At 71.3% G+C, this 23,344-nt stretch carries 15 protein-coding genes; 8 read left to right on the forward strand and 7 right to left on the reverse strand.

The window, feature by feature from the left end:
• Nucleotides 1-13: 13 nt before the first annotated feature.
• From ACFY1U_RS44910 to ftsE, 3 genes are all read right to left on the reverse strand, one after another.
• Nucleotides 14-1,192 (reverse strand): S41 family peptidase, encoded by a 1,179-nt coding sequence (locus tag ACFY1U_RS44910; RefSeq protein WP_390699857.1) that lies wholly within the window; start codon nt 1,190-1,192, stop codon nt 14-16.
• A 67-nt stretch (nt 1,193-1,259) separates the two neighbouring features.
• Nucleotides 1,260-2,180, reverse strand: coding sequence for a permease-like cell division protein FtsX (gene ftsX / locus ACFY1U_RS44915; RefSeq protein ID WP_390699858.1), 921 nt, complete (start codon nt 2,178-2,180; stop codon nt 1,260-1,262).
• Between the two features lie 34 nt (nt 2,181-2,214).
• Entirely contained in the window at nt 2,215-2,904 is a 690-nt protein-coding gene (ftsE, locus tag ACFY1U_RS44920; RefSeq protein ID WP_030943440.1) for a cell division ATP-binding protein FtsE, read from the reverse strand.
• Nucleotides 2,905-3,188: 284 nt separating this feature from the next.
• On the opposite strand from ftsE, the gene ACFY1U_RS44925 reads away from it, so the two are divergent.
• Nucleotides 3,189-3,380: a hypothetical protein gene (locus ACFY1U_RS44925; RefSeq protein ID WP_016438128.1), complete on the forward strand. Its 192-nt coding sequence runs from the start codon at nt 3,189-3,191 to the stop codon at nt 3,378-3,380.
• Nucleotides 3,381-3,485: 105 nt separating this feature from the next.
• Here ACFY1U_RS44925 and ACFY1U_RS44930 read toward each other — a convergent pair whose 3' ends face one another.
• From ACFY1U_RS44930 to ACFY1U_RS44945, 4 genes are all read right to left on the reverse strand, one after another.
• Nucleotides 3,486-4,085: a hypothetical protein gene (locus ACFY1U_RS44930; RefSeq protein ID WP_390699859.1), complete on the reverse strand. Its 600-nt coding sequence runs from the start codon at nt 4,083-4,085 to the stop codon at nt 3,486-3,488.
• Between the two features lie 279 nt (nt 4,086-4,364).
• Nucleotides 4,365-5,468, reverse strand: coding sequence for a peptide chain release factor 2 (gene prfB / locus ACFY1U_RS44935; RefSeq protein WP_115907855.1), 1,104 nt, complete (start codon nt 5,466-5,468; stop codon nt 4,365-4,367).
• A 115-nt stretch (nt 5,469-5,583) separates the two neighbouring features.
• Complete coding sequence (locus ACFY1U_RS44940; protein WP_390699860.1) at nt 5,584-6,825, reverse strand: serine/threonine-protein kinase; 1,242 nt, start codon at nt 6,823-6,825, stop codon at nt 5,584-5,586.
• A gap of 155 nt (nt 6,826-6,980) precedes the next feature.
• On the reverse strand, nt 6,981-8,621 hold the full coding sequence (locus tag ACFY1U_RS44945) for a serine/threonine-protein kinase (protein WP_390699861.1): 1,641 nt from the start codon (nt 8,619-8,621) through the stop codon (nt 6,981-6,983).
• Between the two features lie 369 nt (nt 8,622-8,990).
• On the opposite strand from ACFY1U_RS44945, the gene ACFY1U_RS44950 reads away from it, so the two are divergent.
• The 7 genes from ACFY1U_RS44950 to ACFY1U_RS44980 all read left to right on the forward strand — a co-directional run bounded on the left by ACFY1U_RS44950 (nt 8,991) and on the right by ACFY1U_RS44980 (nt 23,338).
• Nucleotides 8,991-12,500, forward strand: coding sequence for an FHA domain-containing protein (locus tag ACFY1U_RS44950; protein WP_390699895.1), 3,510 nt, complete (start codon nt 8,991-8,993; stop codon nt 12,498-12,500).
• 267 nt (nt 12,501-12,767) lie between these two features.
• The gene (locus ACFY1U_RS44955; RefSeq protein ID WP_390699862.1) at nt 12,768-14,144 is read left to right on the forward strand and encodes an ABC transporter substrate-binding protein; all 1,377 of its coding nucleotides are present in this window, start codon (nt 12,768-12,770) and stop codon (nt 14,142-14,144) included.
• A 10-nt stretch (nt 14,145-14,154) separates the two neighbouring features.
• Nucleotides 14,155-15,507: a carbohydrate ABC transporter permease gene (locus tag ACFY1U_RS44960; protein ID WP_390699863.1), complete on the forward strand. Its 1,353-nt coding sequence runs from the start codon at nt 14,155-14,157 to the stop codon at nt 15,505-15,507.
• Nucleotides 15,504-16,385, forward strand: a complete 882-nt coding sequence (locus tag ACFY1U_RS44965) for a carbohydrate ABC transporter permease (protein WP_390699864.1) — start codon at nt 15,504-15,506, stop codon at nt 16,383-16,385. Before ACFY1U_RS44960 ends, ACFY1U_RS44965 begins: the two co-directional genes overlap by 4 nt.
• 158 nt (nt 16,386-16,543) lie before the next feature.
• A complete protein-coding gene (locus ACFY1U_RS44970) occupies nt 16,544-18,751 on the forward strand; it encodes a CDP-glycerol glycerophosphotransferase family protein (RefSeq protein WP_390699865.1) in 2,208 nt (735 codons plus the stop codon).
• 151 nt (nt 18,752-18,902) lie between these two features.
• A complete protein-coding gene (locus tag ACFY1U_RS44975) occupies nt 18,903-21,101 on the forward strand; it encodes a CDP-glycerol glycerophosphotransferase family protein (RefSeq protein ID WP_390699866.1) in 2,199 nt (732 codons plus the stop codon).
• Nucleotides 21,102-21,106: 5 nt separating this feature from the next.
• Nucleotides 21,107-23,338, forward strand: coding sequence for a CDP-glycerol glycerophosphotransferase family protein (locus ACFY1U_RS44980; protein ID WP_390699867.1), 2,232 nt, complete (start codon nt 21,107-21,109; stop codon nt 23,336-23,338).
• Nucleotides 23,339-23,344 lie beyond the last annotated feature (6 nt).

The raw sequence follows: 23,344 nt of genomic DNA on the forward strand, positions 1-23,344 counted from the left end.
GTCCTACCGGCGTCTAGTCTGCGTCGCCCAGTCCGCCGAGCACGGTCCCGGCCCGCTCGACGGCCGCCTGGCCCGGCGAGGTGACCTCCAGGTCGGGGGTGATGCCCCGGCCGTCGACGCTGCGCCCGGAGGGGGTGCGGTAGTGCCCGACGGTCAGTTCCGCGACGGAGCCGCCGGGGAGCTGCCTCGGCATCTGGACCGAGCCCTTGCCGAAGGTGCGGGAGCCCACGACGACCGCGCGGCCGCGGTCCTGGAGGGCGCCGGTGAGGAGCTCGGCCGCGCTCATCGTCCCGCCGTCGACGAGCGCGACCAGGGGTCTGGTGGTGTCGCCGCCGGGGGCCGCGTGCAGGGCCTGCTGCTCGCCGTCGACGTCGTACGTGGCGACGAGGCCGCCGTCGAGGAAGGCGGAGGCGGCGGTCACGGCCTCGGTGACCAGGCCGCCGGAGTTGCCGCGCAGGTCGAGGATGATCCCGCCGCCGTCGGGGGCCTGCTGTACGGCGGTGCGGACGACGTCGCCGGAGCCCTTGGTGAACGCGGCGATCCGGATCACGGTGACCCCGCCGGCGAGCTTTCGGACGGCGACCGAGTCGGTGGACAGATGCGCGCGGCGCAGGGTCTCGATCCACGCGCGCGTGCCGCGCTGCAGGCCCAGCCGCACCGCCGTACCGGCGGCCGCGTCGGTGGCGTCGCCACGCAGTAACGACACGACCTCGGTGACGGGCTGCCCGTCGACCTTCTCGCCGTCGATGCTGCGCAGCCGGTCGCCCTTGCGGATCCCGGCGGCGGCCGCGGGCGAACCGTCGGCCACCTTGGTCACCTCGATACGGCCGTCCCGCTCGCGCCTGGCCCACAGGCCGACGCCGGTGTACCGGCCGTCGAGGGCCTCCTCGAACTCCTGGTACTCGCCCTCGGAGTAGACGGCGCCCCAGCGGTCCCCGCTGCGGCTGACCGCGCGTTCGGCGGCCTCCATGGGGGACTTGCCGTCGGCCATGGCCTCCTCGGCCGCCTTCGCCACGTCCTCGTGATGACCGGCGGGCACGGCCGAACGGGCCGCGCCGGGCGAGGATTTCCGGTCGCCTTCGGAGAAGGAGCCGGTCGCCGCACCCGCGACGAGCACGCTCGCGAAGACCAATGTCAGGGCGGCCCCGCGGCGAATGCGGCGGGGCTGGCAGAACAGGTCACGACCTGACATGCCGGTGAGTCTAGGACAACGCGAAGGGCCGCACGGCGGGTTGACCGTACGGCCCTCTTGGCATGCGTCACACCTTCAGGTACTTGCGCAGCGCGAAGAACGCGGCAAGCGCAGGCATCAGCAGACTCGTGGCGAGGATGAGCGGCAGCTTGGTCAACACCGCGTCCCAGCCGATGAAGTTGATCAGGTTCAGCTTGTGGGACAGGGCCAGACCGTGGTCGATGATGAAATACCGCGCGACCACCAGGAACCCGCAGGCGACCGTCCCGCCGATGAGCCCGGCGACCGCGGCCTCCATGATGAACGGCGCCTGGATGTAGAAGCCCGAGGCGCCGACCAGGCGCATGATCCCGGTCTCGCGCCGCCGGCTGAACGCCGACACTCGCACGGTGTTGACGATCAGCATCAGCGCAACCACCAGCATCAGCGCCATCACCGCCCGCGCGGCCCAGTTCATGCCGTTCAGCAGCCCGAACAGATTGTCCAGAATGCCCTTTTGGTCCTGAACGGACTGCACACCGTCGCGCCCGTCGAAGGCGGTCGCGATGACCTGGTACTTCTGCGGGTCCTTCAGCTTGATCCGGTACGACTCCTGCATCTGGTCCGGCGTGAGGGAGCTGGCCAGAGGGGAGTCGCCGAACTGCTCCTTGTAGTGCTTGTACGCCGCGTCCTGCGACTCGTATGTGACCTTCTGCACAACCGTGGTCATCTTGTCCAGGTCGGAGAGGATCTGCTTCTTCTGGTCGTCGGTGACCGCGCCCTTGGCGCAGTTCGGGTCGGACTCGGCGTCGCTCTTGTTGCAGAGGAAGATCGAGACGTTGACCTTGTCGTACCAGTAGCCCTTCATGGTGCTGACCTGGTCGCTCATGAGGAGCGACCCGCCGAACAGGGCCAGGGACAGGGCGACGGAGACGATGACCGCGAAGGTCATGGTGAGGTTGCGGCGGAGACCGACACCGATCTCGGAGAGTACGAACTGTGCGCGCATGGCGACTGGTTGAGCCTTTCCGTGGACGTGGCGGTCAGTGCTGGTAGCCGTAGACGCCGCGTGCCTGGTCGCGGACGAGGCGGCCCTTCTCCAGCTCGATGACGCGCTTGCGCATCTGGTCCACGATGTTCTGGTCGTGCGTCGCCATCACCACGGTGGTGCCGGTCCGGTTGATCCGGTCGAGCAGCTTCATGATGCCGACGGAGGTCTGCGGGTCGAGGTTGCCGGTCGGCTCGTCCGCGATGAGCAGTTTGGGCCGGTTGACGAAGGCGCGCGCGATGGCCACGCGCTGCTGTTCACCACCGGACAACTCACCGGGCATCCGATCTTCTTTTCCGCCCAGCCCGACAAGGTCGAGCACCTGCGGCACGGACTTGCGGATCTCGCCCTTCGACTTGCCGATGACCTCCTGCGCGAAGGCGACGTTCTCGGCCACCGTCTTGTTCGGCAGCAGCCGGAAGTCCTGGAACACCGTTCCCAACTGGCGCCGCATCTGCGGGACCTTCCAGTTGGAGAGGCGCGCGAGGTCCTTGCCCAGAACATGCACCTGACCGTGGCTGCACCGCTCCTCGCGGAGGATCAGCCGCAGAAAGGTGGACTTTCCGGAGCCCGAGGACCCCACGAGGAACACGAACTCGCCCTTCTCCACTTCCAGGGACACATCCCTGAGTGCAGGACGGGTCTGCTTGGGGTAGACCTTGGAGACGTTGTCGAATCGGATCACGGATGCACCACGGGTCGCCGGGGGTAGATGAGCGTGACCATACGCGAGTCGGGTGCACAAGTGCAGGCAGCGGTTGCGGTTGGGTGCAGGTTGTGCGTTTTTGTGCGGGGCTTCGTAAGGGGCAGCCGCGAGACAAGCCTCACATCCCCTCTGGAGGCGCCCCAGCGCACCCTCCGGGAGGAACCCGCGCGACCTCCGGAGGAACCTGGCACAGTAGAGAGGGGAACGTTCGGCAACCACAAACCGTTCTCCCAGTGGAACGTATTCGCAAGGAGGGCGAGCGCATGACGTACGACCGGCTGGTGTGCGCAAACTGCGCGGCGCCCGTGAGCGAGGGCCGGTGCCCCGTGTGCCGCGCGAACCGCGAGCGGCTGCAGCAGGAGAACTTCTTCGCGGGGCTCAACCCCATGGCGCTGATCGCACTGCTGGCAGTGCTGATCGCGGCGGTGGCGCTACTGGCGCACCAGACCGCCTAGGGCGCGTCAAAGGGGCACTGAGACGCCCGAGGGGCCCGGAGCGATGCACGCTCCGGGCCCCTCGTCGTACGTCGTCACACACATTGCGTGTGCGCACGGCTACCGTCAGGCAGCCGCACCGCCACGGCCGCCCACGAGGCGCGGCAGAAGGCGGAAGCCGACGCCACCGGCGATCATGGTGGCGGCACCGATGATCAGGAAGGTCGTCTGGCCTGCACCGGTCTCGGCGAGCTGCTGACCGTTGCCCTTGGTCTGGGTCGCGGTGTTCGAGCCGGTGTCCGTGAGGACCGAGGAGCCCTGGTCCTGGGTGGAGGTGCCGGTGTTGCCGTCGGGGTTGGTGTTGGAGTTGCCACCACCGTTGTGCCCGTTGCCGTTGCCGTTGCCGTTTCCATTGCCCGGGTTGGTCGGCGCAGTGGTCGGGTTGTCCGTGGGCGGAGTGGTGGGCGGCTGCTCCGTCGGCTCGGTCGGCTGACCGGTGGGCTCCGTCGGAAGGTCCGTCGGGAGGTCCGTCGGGAGGTCCGTGGGCAGACCGGTCGGGGCCGGGTCCGTCGGGAGCTCGGTCGGCGTCGGGTCCGGCGTGGCGCACCCGACGATCGGGAGACAGTCATCGGCGGAAGCGGCACCCGCAGCGGTCAGTGACGCGCCGGCGGCGATCACGGCACCCGCGGCAATCCGCGCCAAACGGATCCGCGTCTTGTTCGTCATGTGTTTGCTACCCCCAGTAGCTGCTCGTCAGTTGGGCGGCGCTCGGGGCCGTGATCGACGGAGGTAGCTGCATTGCAAAATTCCCCCGGTTCACATGCGCCCCAGAGATACGCATGCCGCGCTTTACCCTTCCCATTTTTCAAAGCAACGTCAAGGGCATTGCGTGCGCAATGTCCACTTGCGGGTTGTTTACATCGAGTTGGAACCTGTGAGTGTGATGTAAAACCCAGACAAACAGCAACTGCCGCCCGTGGGGCGGCAGTTGGCAAGTCGACAAAGTTACTTCTCTTGCTGCTTGCGCCAGCGAATACCCGCCTCGATGAAGCCGTCGATCTCACCGTTGAACACGGCCTCGGGGTTGCCGACTTCGAAATCGGTACGCAGGTCCTTGACCATCTGGTACGGGTGCAGGACGTACGAACGCATCTGGTTGCCCCAGGAGCTGCCGCCGTCCTTGAGGGCGTCCATCTTGGCCCGCTCCTCCTGACGCTGCCGCTCCAGCAGCTTCGCCTGGAGAACGTTCATGGCGGTCGCCTTGTTCTGGATCTGCGACCGCTCGTTCTGACAGGAGACGACGATGCCGGTGGGGAGGTGGGTGAGGCGCACCGCGGAGTCGGTGGTGTTGACGCCCTGGCCGCCGGGGCCCGAGGACCGGTACACGTCCACGCGCAGCTCGGACTCGTCGATCTCGATGTGGTCGGTCTGCTCGACCACGGGGAGCACCTCGACGCCCGCGAAGGAGGTCTGGCGCCGTCCCTGGTTGTCGAAGGGCGAGATGCGCACGAGCCGGTGGGTGCCCTGCTCGACCGAGAGCGTGCCGTAGGCGTACGGCACCTGCACGGCGAAGGTGGTCGACTTGATGCCGGCCTCTTCCGCGTACGACGTCTCGATGAGCTCGGTCTTGTAGCCCTTCTGCTCCGCCCAGCGCAGATACATCCGCTGCAGCTTCTCCGCGAAGTCTGCGGCGTCGACGCCACCGGCCTCGGCGCGGATGTTGACGAGCGCCTCACGGGAGTCGTACTCACCGCTCAGGAGCGTGCGGACCTCCATCTCGTCCAGCGCCTTCCTGACGGCGGCGAGCTCGGACTCGGCCTCGGCTCGGGTGTCCGGGTCGTCCTCCTCCTCGGCCATCTCGAAGAGCACGGCGAGATCGTCGATCCGCCCGCGCAGCGCCTCGGCCTTCCTGACCTCGGCCTGCAGGTGGCTCAGCTTGCTGGTGATCTTCTGCGCCTCGTCCGGGTTGTCCCACAGGGACGGCGCGGCCGCCTGCTCCTCGAGCACGGCGATGTCTGCCCTCAGCTTGTCGAGGTCCAGAACGGCCTCGATCGACTCCATGGTCGAGGAGAGGGACTTGAGCTCTTCGGATACATCGACGACTGCCACGCCTCCAGCGTAACGGCTCCGCCAAGCGGTGAGCGCCCGGCTACAGCGCCGTAGCTGCGGGCAGTCGTGCCGCTGGGGCGGCACCCCGCGAGCGCGGGCGAGCGAACCACCCTGGTCACGGCGACGCCGGTGCCGAGTGCTTCGAGTCCTGCGGTGTCGCCCCCGCGTCGTCCCCCGAGGTCGCCAGCCACGTGCCCACCCCGGCCGCCGCCACCAGCAGCGCCGCGGCCGTCCCCAGCACCATCCGGCGACGGCGCGTCACGGCGCGGTGCCGTGCGGAACCCGGCCGCGGTGCGCCCGTCGCCCGGGGTACCCGGGCCGTGCCGCGGGCACCGCCGGCCAGCTCGTCCGGGGCCGGGACCCTCATCGACGTATGGGTGTCCCGGTTGGAGTCGGCCGGCTTCGCGCCCGGTACCAGGGGGACCGCGCCGCGCCGTACCCGTTCGCGGGCCGGGGCCGCGGTCTCCCCGGCCGCCGGCTCCGGCTCCTCGGTCGGCTCCGTGTCCGGCTCGTCCACGTCCAGTGGTGGCATGCCCGCGACCAGCGGCAGCAGTTCCCGCAGCCGGGCGCCCAGCTCCGAGGCGCGCAGCCGGGAGGCCGGTGCCTTGGCCAGGCACTGCACGAGGAGCTGCCAGAGCTCGTCCGGGATCCCCGGGAGCGGGACCACCGTCTCCGTGACGTGGCGGCGCAGCACGGCGCCGGGGTGGCCGCCGCCGAACGGGGTGAAGCCCGCGAGCAGCTCGTAGAGGACGGTCGCGAGGGCGTAGATGTCGACCGCCGCGCGTGGGGGCAGGCCCTCCACGATCTCCGGGGCCAGGTAGTCCGGGGTGCCGATGATCTTCGTCGCGCGGGTGCGGCGCGGGGAGTCGATCAGCTTCGCGACGCCGAAGTCGGTCAGGAGGGCGGGGTGGGAGCCGCCGGGGCCCAGCGGTCCCTGCATGTCGAGGAGGACGTTCTCCGGCTTGACGTCGCGGTGCACGACGCCCGCCGCGTGCGCGGCAGCCAGGCCGTCCGCGACGTCGGCCACGATCGCCACCGCGGCCGCGGGCGCGAGCCGGCGTTCGCGGTCGAGACGGGTGCGCAGGTCGGTGCCGCGGACCAGGTCCATGACCAGTGCGAGGTCGTTGCCGTCCACCACCAGGTCGCGTACGGAGACGACGTTCGGGTGGTCGAGACCGAGCAGCGCCGTGCGTTCCTGCACGAAGCGGCCGACGAGTTCCTGGTCGGACGCGAGATCCTCGCGCAGCAGCTTGATGGCGACGGGTCCCTCGGGCCCCTCGCCCAGCCACACCGTGCCGGCGCTGCCCCGCCCAAGGATCTGGTTCGCGGTGTACCGGCTGCCGATCTTCCGTGCCAAGACTGCTCCTACGGGACGCGTTGTGTCGCTGCTGCGCCTTCCTGGGGGATAACCCCCAGACCCCCAGCCGACAAAACTACGCGTCCGAGGAGCCAACCTTCACCGCAGAGACGGAAATCACCCGCCAGGTGTCGACAAATCACCAAGCTCGCTGCTCAGTTGCCGCCTTTGCTGCTGACGAGGTGGCCCAGCTTCCCGATCCAGCCGCTCACGGTGCTGAACATGTCGGACAGCTGCTGCAAGTAGCTCTTGCTCGTGCCGATCCACTCCTGGAGCGGGCTCAGCTCCCAGACCAGCCAGCCCGCGACGAACAGGATGACGATCGTGAACAGGCAGCCCTTCAGACAGCCGAGCCCGGGGATCTTCATCGGGTTGGCGCTGCGCTGCCGCGGCTGCCGGGGCTCACGGGCGGGCTGCTGCGGCTGCTGCGGAGGCGCGTACCGCTGGGGCTGCTGGTGCTGCGGCGGGGCGTACTGCTGCGGCTGTTGCTGCTGCGGATAGCCGTACGCCTGCTGCGGCCGCTGCTGCCGGGGGCGCTGCTGCTGCGGGCGGGCGGCCTGCCGCTGGGGGCGGCGGCGCAGCGGGTCCTCGTCGGGGTCGAGGTACTGGACCTGCGTCTGCTCGTTGCGGTCGCGGGCGGCGCGCAGCTGGTTCTGCCAGGGGTGCGGCTGCTCGGGCTGCTGCCCCGGCTGTCCCTGGGGCATCGGCGGCATGACGGCGGTAGGGTCCGCGGCTCCCGTGTTCGGGAGTACGGCGGTGGGATCGGCGGCGCCCGGTGCGCCGCCGGTGTGGGGCAGGAAGCTGGTCGCCGCGTTCGGGTCGTACGAGCCCGCTCCGTGCTGCAGGACCTGCGTGGGGTCGGCCGAGCCGGGGACGGCGGCCGGCATCGGGTCGGGGGCCAGCAGGGCGCCGACGGCCTCCGCGGCGGCGATCTGCGCGGCGTTCGCGTGCACACCGACGCCCTCGGCGACGACGCGCAGGGAGCGCGCGAGGTTCTCGGCGCTGGGCCTTTCGTCCGGGTTCTTGCGCAGACAGCGCTCTATGACCGTCCAGAGCGGGTCCGGAATCGTGGACGGACGGCGCGGCTCGGCGCTCAGATGCTGGTGCAGTACTTCCAGGGCCGAGCCGCCGCCGAACGGGGGACGGCCGGTGACCAGCTCGTACATCAGGATGCCCGCGCCGTAGATGTCGACGGCGGACGTCTGCGGGCGGCCCTCGGCGGACTCCGGTGCCACGTACGCGGGCGTGCCGACGAACTCGTGGGTGCGGGTCAGACCCGGGGAGTCGGCCAGGCGGGCGATGCCGAAGTCGGTGAGCATCGGGTGCATCTGGCCGCCGTCCTGCTTGAGCAGGACGTTGGCGGGCTTCAGATCGCGGTGCACGACGCCGTCGGCGTGGCTGGCGGCGAGCGCGTCGGCGATCTGGGCGGTGAGCAGAGCAGCGGCCACCGGGCTGAAGGGGCCGTTCTCGCGCAGGTAGCGGTGCAGGTCGGGGCCCTCGACCAGGTCCATGACCAGCGCCAGCAGATCGCCCTCCACGACCAGGTCGCGCACCCGGACGATGTTCGGGTGGGTCAGGCGCAGCAGCACGGAGCGCTCTCTGAGGAAGCGCATCACGATGTCCGCGTCGTTCGCGAGCTCTTCCTTCAGGACCTTGATCGCGACGGTCTCGCCGGGCTGACCGGGCACGGCGGCCTCGGCCCCCGCGGTCTCTCGCTGGCGGGCCCGCCAGACGGTGCCCGTGGCGCCGCGACCGAGCGGCTCCTCGAGCAGGTACTTGCTGCCTACCGGCCGCACGTCATGTGCTCCCTGCTGCTTGCTTACCGTTCCGACCCACTGTAGTGCCGCTGTGCGCGGCACCGACCTGTCGCCGTCCCAGCGTCTTACGTACGCCTTCCCGTGCATGTTCGAAGGAAAGACGCTCGACTTGGTCCACCGGTTGCCCGAGGCGGGCGTGACTGATCTCAAGCGGTCTGCGCTGTGTCATCTGTCAGGCACTTTTGCGGGCAGAGCCGACCAATCAAGATCACTTGCCCCCGAGCGGCGGGCGCGTTGTCAGTGGCAGGTGCGAGGATGCGTGGAGTATCAGTACTGGCCGATGTGCTCGTGTGGGGTGGGGGAAGTCCGCGCCCGCGCAGACCCGCGCAGAAGGGACCGCTGACGGCGATGCAGATCCGGCTGACCGTCGTAGACCCCCTGGGCCCGCCCGACCGCGCGCGGGGCCGCTCGGCGAGCTGTGACGTACTGGTCACGGCGCCCGCCGGCACGGCGCTGGCCGCGGTGGCGTCGGCGCTGGCCTCGGCGGTCGCGGGTGACGCGAGTGCCTCGGCCTCCGGCGGCGCGGTGGTGCTGTACGCGGGCGCGGAGCGCCTGGACGACCGCCGCAGCACGCTCGGCGAGCCCCCGCTGATCGACGGCGCGGTGCTCTCCCTGGGCGCCCCCGCCGAGCCGGAGCCGCACCCCGAGCTGGACGACGCCCCGACCCAGCTGCATGTGATCGCGGGTCCGGACGCGGGCGGCGTGCATCTGCTGCATGGCGGCGAGATCCGCGTCGGCCGCTCCGCGGACGCCGACGTCCCGCTCGACGACCCGGATGTCTCCCGCCTCCACTGCGCGGTCACGGTCGCCGCGGACGGCCAGGTCTCGGTCGCCGACCTCGACTCCACGAACGGCACGACCCTGGACGGCACCCGCCTGGGCACCCGCCCGGTGCGTTTCACCCCGGGCGCGCTGCTCCGTGTCGGCGAGTCGGCACTGCGGGTTGCTCCGGCCGGGGGACCGGGCGCGCGGGTGCCGACGGCTCCGGACGGGGAAGGGCATGTCCGGGTGGCGTCAGGGGGTGAGCTGGAGCCGGCGACCGCCGACAGGGCACATGCGGCCCCTGGGAGCGGCACCCCGGCGCCCGAGGCCACGCCTCACGCACGCGTGGCCGACGGCGGCGACCCCTCCGTAACCCCCTCGCGCGGCATGCCCTCCGCCCAGGGCCACGGCTCCGCCGAACCCCCGCTGGTGCCCGAGCAGGGCGGCGCACCGCGGATGGAGATGAGGACCGCAGGACCGTCCGCAGCGGGCGGCGACACTCCCCCACTCCCGGCTTCGCCCGAGCGGGGGGACCCCCCTGCGGGCCGTTTCGGTGCGGTCGTATGGGACTCACCGGAGGGCACGGACGCCCCCGAGACCGGCCGCCGCAAGGGGACCCCGCTCCGTGGGACCGACGTGCCACCGGGCCTGCGCAGGCGCGGTGGGCTCTCCGCGTGGGCACGACGGCTGGCCGGCGGCCGCGGCGAGCAGGCCATGACCGCGCATGAGGCGTACGACGAGGACGACGGCCCGGACACCACGGCGGGGCCCGCCCCCCGCACCGGCCCCCAGCTCCCGGAGACCTGGCCCGACCCGGCGGCGCTGTTGCTGACGGCGCTCGGCCCCGGTCCCCGGCTGTGGGAGCGCGGGCCGGGGCACCCGGAGGCGCTCACGGTGCGGCTCGGCACGGCGGACCGGGCGGCGCCCGACGGCTCCGGGCTGCTGCCCGCGGTGCCGGTGACCGCGGATCTGCGCGAGGCAGGCGCGCTGGGCCTGGCCGGCCCCCGCGCCCGGCTGTCCGGGCTGGCCCGCGCGGTGCTGGCCCAGCTGGCCGCGCTGCACTCGCCCGAAGCCCTGGAGATCGTCCTGATCGCCGCGGACCGCTCCCGCCCGCTGGAGGAGCGCACCGCGGAATGGTCCTGGCTCGGCTGGCTCCCCCATCTGCGCCCCGGCCACGGCCAGGACTGCCGTCTCCTCCTCGCCTACGACCGCGAGCAGGCCACGGCCCGCACCGACGAGCTGCTGCGGCGCCTGGAGGACCAGCAGGCGGAGACACGGCACGGAACTCGGCCGGCGGCACCCCGCACCCCCGACCACGCCCAGGCCCGCAGGCCCTCCTGGGCCCGGGCGGACGACGGAGCGGAGGAGCGGGACGGCTTCCCCGGGCCGTACACCGTGGTCGTCGTGGACGGCGATCCGGGAGGCGCCGCCGTGCGGGAGGCGGTGGCGCGGCTGGCCCTGGAGGGGCCGCGGGCCGGGATACATGTCGTCTGCCTCGCCGAGACGGCATCGGCCTCGCCCGCGTCGCCGGTGACGGAGACGTACGAGGCGGCGTGCGCGGTGGCACCGGCCTTCCGGGACTGCGGCGCGGTCGCCCTGCTGAGCGGGGACGTGGCGACGGCGCTGCGGCTGATGCGGGTGGCACGGACCGGTTCGGCCATCCCCGGAGGCGGGGCCGCGGACCGCCCGCCGCCTCCGGCGGACCAGGCCGTCCGCACGGACACGGCGTCACCGGCCGACACGCACACCATGCCCGTGCCCATAGCCCCGGCCACCGCCCCGCCCGCGGGTGCCACCGCCCACCCGCACCCCGGCCCCATAGGCCCCGGCACCGTGGCCGCGGTGGACGCCGTCTCGCTGGCCTGGGCCGAGCGGTTCGCGCGGGCGCTGGCGCCGCTCAGGACGGACGGTTCGGGGACCGAGCGGCACGCACGTGTGTCCGTGCCGTTGCCCCAGGCGGCGCGGCTGCTGGACGAGTTGGGGCTCGCGAGGGCCACCCCGGCGTCGTTGATGGCGCGTTGGGCGGACGCGGCGGACGACGCTCAGGCGCTCGGCGGGCGGGCCTGGGCCGTGCTCGGGGCCGGTCCGCGCGGCCCGGTCAGCGCGGACCTCGCCGCCGACGGCCCGCACCTGCTGATCGAGGGCCCGGCGGGCAGCGGTCGTACGGAGCTGCTGCGGGCCGTGGTCGCCTCGCTGGCCGCGGCCGAGCGCCCTGATCGGCTGGGCATCGTCCTCATGGACGGCCGGGACAGCGTGGGCGCGGGGGGTACCCCCTCCGGCGGCGGGCACGGCGACGGCCTGCGGGTCTGTACGGACGTCCCGCACGTCACGACCCACCTCACCGCCAACGACCCCGTCCGCATGCGGGAGTTCGCGCAGTCCCTGAGCGCCGAGCTGAAGCGCCGGGCCGAGCTGCTGGGCCGCTCCGCCTTCGCCGAGTGGCACACGGGCCGGGAGCTGTCGGGCCGCATGGTGACCCAGCGGGCGACCGGCACGACCGCGACCGGCGACCTGGACTCCCCGCCCAGCTCGACGATACGGCTGCGTCCGGGGGCGGCGCGTCGGCAGACAGAGGCGGCACCGCCCCTCCCCCGGCTGGTGGTGGTCGTGGACGACCTGGACGCCCTGGTCTCCCCCGCACTCGGCTCACCGGGCCGCCCGGCCGCGGGTTCCGTCATGCGGGCGCTGGAGGCGGTGGCCCGCGAGGGCGAGCGCCTCGGCGTCCACCTGGTGGCCGCAACCGCCCCCGGCGGCCGTACGGCGGACACGGAACCGGCCCGGAAGGCCACCCTCCGGGTGACCCTCGGCGCCCCGGCCACCGGACCTGACGACCCGGCACCGGGCCGCGGCAGCCTGACCCGCCCCGACGGCCGGACAACCCCCTTCCAGGGCGGCCGCGTCACGGGCCGCATCCCCCGCACGGCCACCCTCCGCCCCACGGTCGTCCCCCTGGACTGGCAGCGCATGGGCGACCCCCCGACCCGCAGACCCGTACGGGAACTGGGCAACGGCCCGACGGACCTGGCGTTGCTGGCCAGCGCGCTGGAGCGAGCGGCCCGGGAGGTCTCGGCATCGGAGGTCCCTTCGCTCCTGTAGGTCCTCTTTCGTTCAGCATTTTCCAGCCCCGGTCGGCCATCCCAGCCCGTCCGGCGATTGAGGACGAGGCCGTTCAGGCCGAAGCGGGGGGCTGGGGGCGGCAGCCCCCAGTGGGCGGTCATACCAACGCCGGACGCCTGGTCACGAGGCGGTCACGATCCCCCGGTTGACAGCGGACGCACACTTGCCGACCCCATCCCGCAGGCGTAGACCAGATCACACGGGACAGCGCTCGACGTTCGACGAAGAACGGAGAACGGGGCAGTGATGCGCAGCACGAGCAGCAAGAACCGGACACGCAGGGCCGCCAAATCCGCGGCCGCCCTCCTGGCGGCGGCACTCGCGCTGGCACTCACGGGCTGTGGCGGGGGCGGCGGCAAGAGCAGCAACGGCGGTGGCAGCTCGGGAGGCTCGGGCTCCGTCAAGCTGCCCAAGCTGAACGGCCAGACGCTCGAGGTGGCAGCCGTCTGGACCGGCGCCGAGCAGGACAACTTCATGAAGGTCATGGACGAGTTCAAGAAGCGCACCGGCGCGAAGGTCAACTTCGTGCCGACGGGCAACAACACCTCCACGTTCCTCGGTACCAAGATCCAGGGCGGTCAGCCGCCGGACGTCGCGTTCCTGCCGCAGGTCGGCGTGTTGCACCAGTTCGCGGACAAGGGCTGGCTCAAGCCGCTCGGCGCGGACGCCAAGGCCCAGTTGGACAAGAACTTCAGCAAGGGCTGGGTCGACCTCGGCGCCTGGAAGGGCAAGCAGTACGGCGTCTACGCCAAGGCCGCCAACAAGTCCCTGGTCTGGTACAACACGAAGGCCTTCGAGGCGGCGGGCATCACGCAGGCGCCGAAGACCTGGAAGGACTTCCTCAGCACCGCGCAGACGCTCTCCGACGCCGGCTCGCCCGCCGTGTCGATCGGCGGCGCGGACGGCTGGACGCTCACCGACTGGTTCGAGAACGTCTATCTCTCCCAGGCGGGCCCCGAGAAGTACGACCAGCTGGCCGCCCACAAGATCAAGTGGACGGATCCGTCCGTCAAGGACGCGCTCACCACGCTCGCCCAGCTCTGGGGCAAGAATGACCTGATCGCGGGCGGCACCAAGGGCGCGCTGAACACTGAGTTCCCGAAGTCCGTCACGCAGACCTTCTCCGGCAGCACCCCGGCGGCGATGGTCTTCGAGGGCGACTTCGTGGCCGCGAACATCAACGGCGACACCAAGGCGAAGCTGGGCACGGACGCGAAGGTGTTCCCGTTCCCGGCGGTCGGCTCCCAGGCTCCCGTGGTCAGCGGCGGCGACGTGGCCGTGGCGCTGAAGGACAGCAAGGGCGCCCAGGCGCTGCTGACGTTCCTGGCCTCCACCGACGCGGCGGAGATCTGGGCGGCGCAGGGCGGCATACTCTCCCCGAACAAGGAGATGGACCAGTCCAAGTACAAGGACGCGATCACCGCGCAGATCGCCAAGCAACTCCTCGCGGCCGGTGACAACTTCCGCTTCGACATGTCCGACCAGGCCCCGGCCGCCTTCGGCGGCACGGCCGGCATCGGCGAGTGGAAGGACCTGCAGGACTTCCTGAGGAACCCGAAGGACGTCGCCGGCGCCCAGCAGAAGCTGGAGGCCGACGCGGCCAAGGCGTACGCGGCGGGCTGACGGCGCGGCCATGACGTCCGTAGCGAACTCGACGGGGGGCGCCGGCGCACTGCCGACGCCCTCGGTCTCGCCGCGCAAGAGCGTCACGGGGACCCGGCTGTGGGTGGCGGTGCTGTTTCTGCTGCCCGCGTTCGTGCTTCTCGGGGCGCTCGTGGTCTACCCGATCGGGTACTCCGTCTGGCGCAGTCTCTACGACGCCGACGGCTCCGGTTTCGTCGGGCTGAAGAACTACGGCGACATCTTCAGCAACGACGCCACCCTGACCGCCGTACGCAACACCGCGATCTGGGTGGCGGTGGCGCCCGCGATCGTCACCGCGCTGGGTCTGATCTTCGCCGTGATGACCGAGCGGGTGCGCTGGGGAACGGCGTTCAAGCTGATCGTCTTCATGCCGATGGCGATCTCGATGCTCGCCGCCGGGATCATCTTCCGTCTCGTCTACGAGCAGGACCCCAACCTGGGCGCCGCCAACGCGGTCGCCAAGTCCATCCATGACACGTTCGTGTCGTCGTCGGTGTATCCGGGTGCGCGGCCGAACGAGACGGCGACCGATCTGAAGCCGTCCGGCGGCGGCTCGTTCACGACGACCGGCACCGTGAAGGCGGGGACTCCGGCCCTGCTGCCCCTGGTCGGCATCGCGCCCAACAGGCTGCCCGGCACCCCCGAGAACGCGAGGACGGCGAGCGGCTCGGGCGTCACCGGCACCGTCTGGCTGGACTTCAAGCTGGGCGGCGGCGGTATGAAGGGCAAGGTCGACCCGGGTGAGAAGGCGCTGAAGGGCGTCAAGGTGGAGGCCGTGAAGGGCGGCAAGGTGGTCGCCTCCGCCAAGAGCGGCGCCGACGGCACCTTCACCCTGCCGGCCGAGGCCGACGGGGCCCAACTCAGGCTCCCCGCCTCGAACTTCTCGGCTCCGTACAACGGCATCGACTGGCTCGGACCGACGCTGGTCACCCCGGCCATCATCGGCGCGTACGTGTGGATGTGGGCGGGCTTCGCGATGGTGCTGATCGCGGCGGGCCTGGCGGGCGTGGACCGCAACCTGCTGGAGGCGGCCCGGGTGGACGGCGCCAACGAGTGGCAGGTCTTCAGAAGGGTCACGGTCCCGCTGCTCGCACCGGTCCTGGTGGTCGTCCTCATCACGCTGATGATCAACGTGATGAAGATCTTCGACCTGGTCTACATCATCGCCCCGCAGCCCAGTCAGGACGACGCCAACGTCCTTGCCCTGCAGTTGTTCCTGTCGTCCTTCGGCGGCGGCGGCAACGAGGGCGTCGGCAGCGCGATCGGCGTCATCCTGCTGCTGCTCGTGCTGCCGGTGATGTTCGTGAACATCCGCCGGCTGAGGAAGGAGCGTCAGCGGTGACCGCCCTCGACACGACCGTGCGCGCCAAGCGCTCCCTCGCCGCGCGGGTGGCGAGCGGCGCGGCGGGCGGGGTGATGCGGATCTTCCTGATCCTGGTCGCCCTGTTCTGGCTGGTGCCCACCTTCGGGCTGCTGGTCTCGTCGTTCCGCGACCCGACCGACATCGCCACCTCGGGCTGGTGGAAGGTCTTCACCGCGCCGAGCCGGCTGACCGCCAAGAGCTACCAGTCGCTCCTGGAGAAGGACGCGATCACCCACGCGCTGTTCAACACGGTCTGGATCACAGTGCCGGCGACGCTTCTCGTGGTGCTGCTCGGCGCGATGGCCGGATACGCCTTCGCCTGGATGGACTTCAAGGGCCGCGACTGGTGGTTCCTGGTGGTGGTGGCGCTGCTGGTGGTGCCGGTCCAGGTGGCCCTGATCCCGCTCGCCGATCTCTTCGGCAAGATCGGGATCTTCGGCGACATCATCGGCGTGGTCCTCTTCCACGTCGGCTTCGGACTGCCGTTCGCGATCTTCCTGCTCAGGAACTTCTTCGCGGAGATCCCGCGTGAACTCCTGGAGGCGGCACGGCTGGACGGCGCGGGCGAGACCCGGCTGTTCCTCACCGTCGTCATGCCGCTGGGTGCGCCGGCGATCGCGTCCCTCGGCATCTTCCAGTTCCTGTGGGTGTGGAACGACATGCTGGTGGCGCTGGTGTTCTCGAACGCGGAGTCGCAGCCGCTGACGGTCGCCCTGCAGCAGCAGGTACGGCAGTTCGGCAACAACATCGACGTACTGGCGCCCGGCGCGTTCATCTCGATGGTGATCCCGCTGGTCGTGTTCTTCGCGTTCCAGCGGCAGTTCGTCTCGGGCGTCATGGCGGGCGCCGTCAAATAGCCCTGGGGGACAACGCGCCGAAGGGGGTGGGACGTTACGGTCCCGCCCCCTTCCGTTCACCCAGGATCCCCCGTATGCCGCAGGCAGCGTAACCAAGTCACTCCATCGGCCGTTCCCGGGCAAGGCCCCGTCGTCCGCGCCGACCCCATGGATGTGCCTTGCCCAGGTTCAGTGTCATCGTCCCCGCGTACAAGGTTCAGGCGTATCTGCACGAATGCCTGGAATCGGTGCTGTCGCAGTCGTATCCCGATCTCGAACTGATCGCCGTCGACGACTGCTCCCCGGACGCGAGCGGCGCGATCATCGACGAGTTCGCGGCCCGCGACCCGCGCGTGCAGCCCCTGCACCTGACCGAGAACCAGGGCCTGGGCCACGCCCGCAACGCGGGCCTCGCGCGGGCGAGCGGCGACTACCTGGTCTTCCTGGACGGAGACGACACCCTCACCCCGCACGCCCTGCGCGCCATCGCCGACCGCCTCAAGGAGACGGGCGAACCGGACGTCGTCGTCTACGACTACGCACGCACCTACTGGTCGGGCGAGACCGTCCGCAACATCGTCGCCGACCAGCTCACCGAGCAGAGCCCGGCCCCCTTCCGCCTGGAGGACCGCCCGGGACTGCTCAAGGTGCTGATGGTGGCCTGGAACAAGGCGTACCGGCGGGAGTTCATCGAACGCGAGGGCTTCACCTTCCCACCCGGCTACTACGAGGACACCCCGTGGACGTTCCCGGTGCTGATGGCCGCGGAGTCCATCACGACCCTCGACCGGGTGTGCGTGCACTACCGGCAGCGCCGCCGGGGCAACATCCTCTCCACCACCAGCCGTAAGCACTTCGACCTCTTCGAACAGTACGACCGGGTCTTCGCGTTCCTCGACGCGCGTCCCCAATTCGCCCGCTGGCGGCCGATGTTGTTCCGCCGCATGGTCGACCATCTGACGAAGGTGTTCTCCCACCGCGACCGCCTGCCGCGCGGTTCGCGCGCCGAGTTCCTGCGCAAGGCCCGTGCCCACTACCGCCGTTACCGCGTCCCCGGCCCGCCCCTCCCGCTGGGCTCCCGTCTGCGCCACACCCTGATCCGCTGGGGCCTGCACCGCACCTACCGCTCACTGCAGCTGGCGGCGGCCCTGCACCGCAGGACGGGCAAGCTCTCCGTCAAACTCCTGCGCGCCGCGAGGGCGACGGCGCTGCGTCTGCACTACCGCATCCAGCTCCGGCTGCCCCTGCGCGCCGACCGCGCCGCCTTCACCGCGTACGACGGCCACGAGCACGGCTGCAACCCTGGCGCCCTGGAGGAGGCCTTCCGCACCTTCGCGCCGCACATCCGCACGACCTGGCTCGCCCGCCCCGACACGGCCGCCTACTGGACGGCCCTGGCCCGCTCCAAGTACCTCGTCAGCGACAACGGCTTCGAGCCCCGCCTGGTCAAGCGGCCCCAGCAGATCCTGGTCCAGACACCGGCGGGCACCCCGCTCGGGCACGCGGGCCTCGACCTCCAGGAACGCCCGGCCGCGGCGCGCGGCCTGGACTTCGAAGGGCTCCTCAAAGACGTCGACAGATGGGACTACGTCGTGTCGGCGAACCGCCACTCCACCCTCACCTGGGAGCGGGTCCACCCGGGCGGCTACACCACGCTCGAATACGGCTCCCCGCGCAGCGACGTGTTCCAGAAGGCCACGTCGAACGACGTCACCCGCCTGCGCGAGTCCCTCGGCATCCCCGAGGACAGCGTCGCGATCCTCTACGCCCCCGCCCGCCGCGACCACTGCCGCACCCAGCGCTCCCCGCTGGACCTGGAACGCGTCCTGCGCCGCCTGGGCCCCCGCTATGTCGTCCTCGCCCGCACCCACGGCCCCGTCCCGCAGAGCGCCCGGATCATCGACGTGACCGCTGGTCCCGGCGTCGAGTCCCTCTGCCTGGCCTCGGACGTCCTGCTCACGGACTACTCGTCCCTCATGTTCGACTACGCGGGCCTGGACCGCCCGATCGTGCTCCACTCGGCCGACGACGACCGGGCGGCGTACGAGGCGGCCCGCGGCACCTACTTCGACGTGCGCGCCTTCCCACCGGGCGCGGTCGCCCGCAGCGAGGACGAGTTGATCGACATCTTCGCCACCGGCCACTGGCGTGGCTCCCGCTCGACGCAGCTGCGGACCGCGTTCCGCGAGCGCTTCTGCCCGTACGACGACGGGCGCGCCGCCGAGCGCGTCGTACGCCGGGTCGTCCTGGGCGAAACCGAACTGCCGCCGGTGACCCCGCTCGCCGAGCGCCACCCCGTGCCCTCGGCGGCCGCGACCCTCGCGCGCTCCCCGCAGGCGACCGTGCCGCAACCCGGCGGTCCGCTGACCGTCACCGACAGCCTCTGAACGCCGTTCTCACTCCGGGGAGTTCGCATGCCCTCCAGCCCGTCGCGGCCCACACCGAGCCGGCCGTCCACCTGGCGTCCCACAGGGCGGCCGGGACGCCTCGGCTGAGACGCATTCGGGTCCCCGCACGAACATCGACAGAAAGAGCAGCATGCCCCGCTTCAGCATCATCGTCCCGTCCCATGGGGTGGCAGGCCGGCTGTCCCAGGCGCTGGACTCCGTGCTCGCGCAGTCCTTCGGCGACTTCGAGCTGATCCCGGTCTGCGACGGCCCGGGCACGCCCGCGGCGGACGTCGTCGACGGATACGCCGAGCGGGACTCCCGGGTGACCACGGTGCACTCGCCGCCCACGGCCGGTCTGTCCGGGGCGCGCAACACCGGGATGCGGGCGTCGACCGGCACCTATCTGCTGTTCCTCGACTGCGACGACACCTTCGTCCCCGGCGCCCTGGCGGCGCTGGACGCACGCCTGGCCGAGACGGGTGACGTGGACGTCCTGTACCTGGAGCACGAGCGGGTGCCCTGGTGGGAGGGCGAGCCGACCAATCCGGCCGCGCTGCTCCTGCCGAGGACACCGGCGGGCGCCTTCTCCCCCGACGAGGTGCCCGAGCTCACGGGCGTGCAGCTGCCGGCGTGGAGCGCCGCCTACCGTAGGGCCTTCCTGGTCGAGCAGCGCATCGGCTTCCCCGACGGCCACTTCACCGATGTGGGCTTCGGCGGCCTGGTCACGCTGGCGGCCGAGAAGGCCGCGGTGCTGCGCCAGGTCGTCGTACGGCATCTGGTGCGCAGACAGGGAAGCCGGCTCGCCCTCCCCGGCGAGCACCACCTCGAACTCCTCGCCCAGACCGACCTGGTCCTCACCCACGCCGCCGAACTCGACCTGCCCTGCGATCGCTTGAACGCGCTGTTCGAGCAGCTCTTCGCGGCCGTCCTGAAGACCGCCGCGCACCCCAGGCGGCTGTCCGGCAGGCGCCGCGCCTTCTTCCGGCTGGCGAGCACGCTGTACCGCCGGCACCGCCCCGTCGGCCATCGGACCCCGCCCGGCAGCCTCGGTCTGCAGCACCGGCTGCTGGCGGCCGGGGCGTACACGGCGTTCCGTGCCCTGCGGGAGGCCAACCAGGCGGCGGTGAAGGCGGCCGAGCGGCTGCCGCGCCCCCACATGGTGCGCACCCGTCTGCGGTACGCGCGCAATCTGCGCCGCCCACTCGACCCCAACCTGGTCGTCTACTGCGCCTACTGGGGCCGCGGCTATGCCTGCAACCCGGCCGCGATCCACGCCAAGGCCCGCGAACTCGCCCCGCATCTGCGCTCGGTGTTCCTGGTCGAACCGGATCAGGAGCACACCCTGCCGGAGGGCATCGAGTACGCGGTCATCGGCAGCACCAAGTACTGGGACGTGCTGGCCGCCGCCAAGTACCTCGTCAACAACGCCAACTTCGCGGACGCCGTCGTCAAGCGCCCCGGCAGCGTCCATCTGTCGACCCAGCACGGCACCCCGCTGAAGAAGATGGGCGTCGACCAGGCGACCTATCCGGTGGTGGCCGCGGCGACCGGCAGCTTCGCCAAGCTGCTGGCCCGTATCGACCGCTGGGACTACAACCTCACCTCCAACCGCCACTCCACCGAGATGTGGGAGCGGGCCTTCCCCGCCGCGCACGAGACGCTCGAGTACGGCTATCCGCGCAACGACGTGTACTACACGGCGACGGCGGACGACGTGGCCCGCATCCGGCGGGAGCTCGGGGTCCCCGAAGGGAAGACGGCCGTCCTGTACGCGCCCACCCACCGCGACTACCACACGGGCTTCGAGACGGGCCTGGACCTGGAGGCGTTCTGCGAGGAGGTGGGCGAGGACGTGGTCGTGCTGCTGCGCGCCCACTACTTCTACGACCAGGGCACGGCGCGAAGCACCGGCCGGATCATCGACGTGACGGCGCACCGCTCCTCCGAGGACGTGTGTCTGGCCGCGGACGCCCTGATCACCGACTACTCGTCGATCATGTTCGACTACGCCAACCTGGACCGGCCCGTCGTGGTGTACGCCGACGACTGGGACGTCTACCGGGAGACCCGGGGCGTCTACTTCGACCTGATGGAACACCCGCCGGGGCCGGTGGCCCGCACGCCCGAGGAGCTGGCCCGGGTCTTCCGCGACGGCTCCTGGGCGGGAGCGGAGTCGACGGCGGCACGGGCCGCCTTCCGTGAGCGGTTCTGCCAGTTCGACGACGGGCGCGCCGCCGAGCGGGTCGTGCGCCGGGTGCTGCTGGGCGAGCCGCCCGAGTCGATCCCGCCCGTGATCCCGCTCGCCGAGCGCACCCCGGCCCCGGTCCCCGCCCTTGTGAGGAACTGAAACCCGTGCCCCGCTTCAGCATCATCGTCCCCGTCTACAAGGTGCAGGGCTTCCTGCGCGAGTGCATCGACTCGGTGCTCGGACAGTCGTACCCCGACTTCGAGGTGATCGCCGTCGACGACCGCTCGCCCGACGGCTGCGGCGCGATCCTCGACGAGTACGCGGCACGCGACGAGCGGGTGCGCGTGCTGCACCTGCCCAAGAACGTCGGACTCGGCCGGGCCCGCAACGCCGGGCTGGCCGAGGCGCGCGGCGACTACGTCCTCTTCCTCGACAGCGACGACCACTACACGCCGGGCCTGCTTGCCGCCGTCGCCGACCGGCTGAAGTCGGCCGAGGACCCGGACATCCTGGTCTTCGACCATGTACGCACCCACTGGTGGGGGCGGGGCGGCCCGAGCGACGCCTCCGAGCTGCTGGCCGCCGCGGGCCAGGACGTCTTCAGCCTCCGCGAGAGCCCGCAGTACGTCCATCTGTTCCTGGTCGCCTGGAACAAGGCGTACCGGAGGGCCTTCTTCCAGGGGCACGGGCTGCAGTACGCGTCCGGACTGTACGAGGACGCGCCCGTCACCTACCGCTCGATGGTGCTGGCCGACCGTATCGCCTGTCTCAACCGCATCGGTGTCGAGTACCGGCAGCGCCGGCAGGGCGCGATCACCAAGACGCCGGGACGCAGGCACTTCGACATCTTTCCGCAGTACGAGGGCCTGTTCGCGTTCCTTCAGGAGCGCGAGGACCTCGCCTGGGCGCGGCCCCTGCTCTTCGAACGGGCCCTGGACCACATGCTGTTCGTGATCGCCCGCGAGGACCGGGTGACCCCGTCGGACCGCTCCGCCTTCTACCGCGAGATGCGTTCCTTCCACCGCCGTCACTGTCCCGAGGACTTCACCCCGCCGGACGGCCCGCGCGGCACCGAGATGCGGCTCCTGGCGGGCTCGCCCTACGTGTCGTACGCGGCGCTGCGCGGGGTCCGCGGTCTGCGCAGGATCGCCGGGGCGGGCAAGCGGCGTACGGTCGGCAAGGCATCGGCGGCGGTCCAACGCGCCTGGTACGCCGCCCAGTCGCAGCTCCCGCTCGATCCGCGCCTGGCCGTCTACTCGGCCACCCACCACGCGGGGGTGCACGGCGACCCGGCCGCGATCCACGCCAAGGCCCGCGAACTCGCGCCGCACATCCGCGGGGTGTGGGTGGTCCGCGAGGACGCGGTGGACTCGCTGCCGCCCGGCACCGACTATGTGACGCCGGGCTCGCGCGAGTACCACGCGGTCATGGCGCGGGCCACGTACTGGGTCAACAACGTCAACTGGCCGGGCTCCCTGGTCAAACGCACGGGTCAGATCCATGTGCACACCCACCAGGGCACACCGCTCAAGTACATGGGTGCCGACCTGCTGACCAAGCCCGGCGCCCGGTACGGCTTCAGCGTGCCGAAGATGCTGCACCGCGCCGACCGCTGGGATCTGAGCCTGGTCGCCAACCGGCACTCCGAGCTGGTGTGGGACCGGGCCTACCCCTGCCACTTCACCTCGCTGCGGACGGGCAGTCCACGCAACGACGTGCTGGTCGAGCAGCCCGCGGAGCACGGTGCGGCCGTCCGTGCGCGGCTCGGCGTCCCCGCCGGGAACACGGTCGTGCTGTATGCGCCGACCCGCCGCGACTACCGGCGGGGCGGGCACGTCGACCGGATCGACCTGGCGCGGTTCGCCGCGGACCTCGGCGCCGGACACACCCTCGTCGTACGTCTGCACCCCACCCTCGCCACCGGCACGGCGCGCGGGCTCGGCCTCTCCGATCTGCACGCGCGCGGCGTACTCGTCGACGCGACGGACGAGCCACACGTCGAGGACCTGATGCTCGCCTCCGACGTGCTGGTCACCGACTACTCGGCCCTTATGTTCGACTACGCCAACCTGGACCGGCCGATCGTGATCCACGCCGACGACTGGGGCGCGTACGCGGCGAGCCGGGGCGTCTACTTCGACATCACCGCCGAGGCGCCCGGCCATGTGTCGCGCTCCTACCGGGAGCTGGCCTGGCTGTTCGCCTCGGACACCTGGCGGGACGAGGAGTCGGCGGGACTCAGGGCCGCCTTCCGGGAGCGGTTCTGCGAGTTCGACGACGGACGGGCCGCCGAGCGGGTCGTACGGACGGTGCTGCTCGGCGAGCAGATGCCGGCGCCGCAGACGGCCGCCGTGCTGCCCGCTCCTGCGTCGGAGCGGGCGCACTCGCTGAGCTGACGGTCG

This window comes from Streptomyces sp. NPDC001351, assembly GCF_042896045.1.
Taxonomy (GTDB): Bacteria; Actinomycetota; Actinomycetes; order Streptomycetales; family Streptomycetaceae; genus Streptomyces.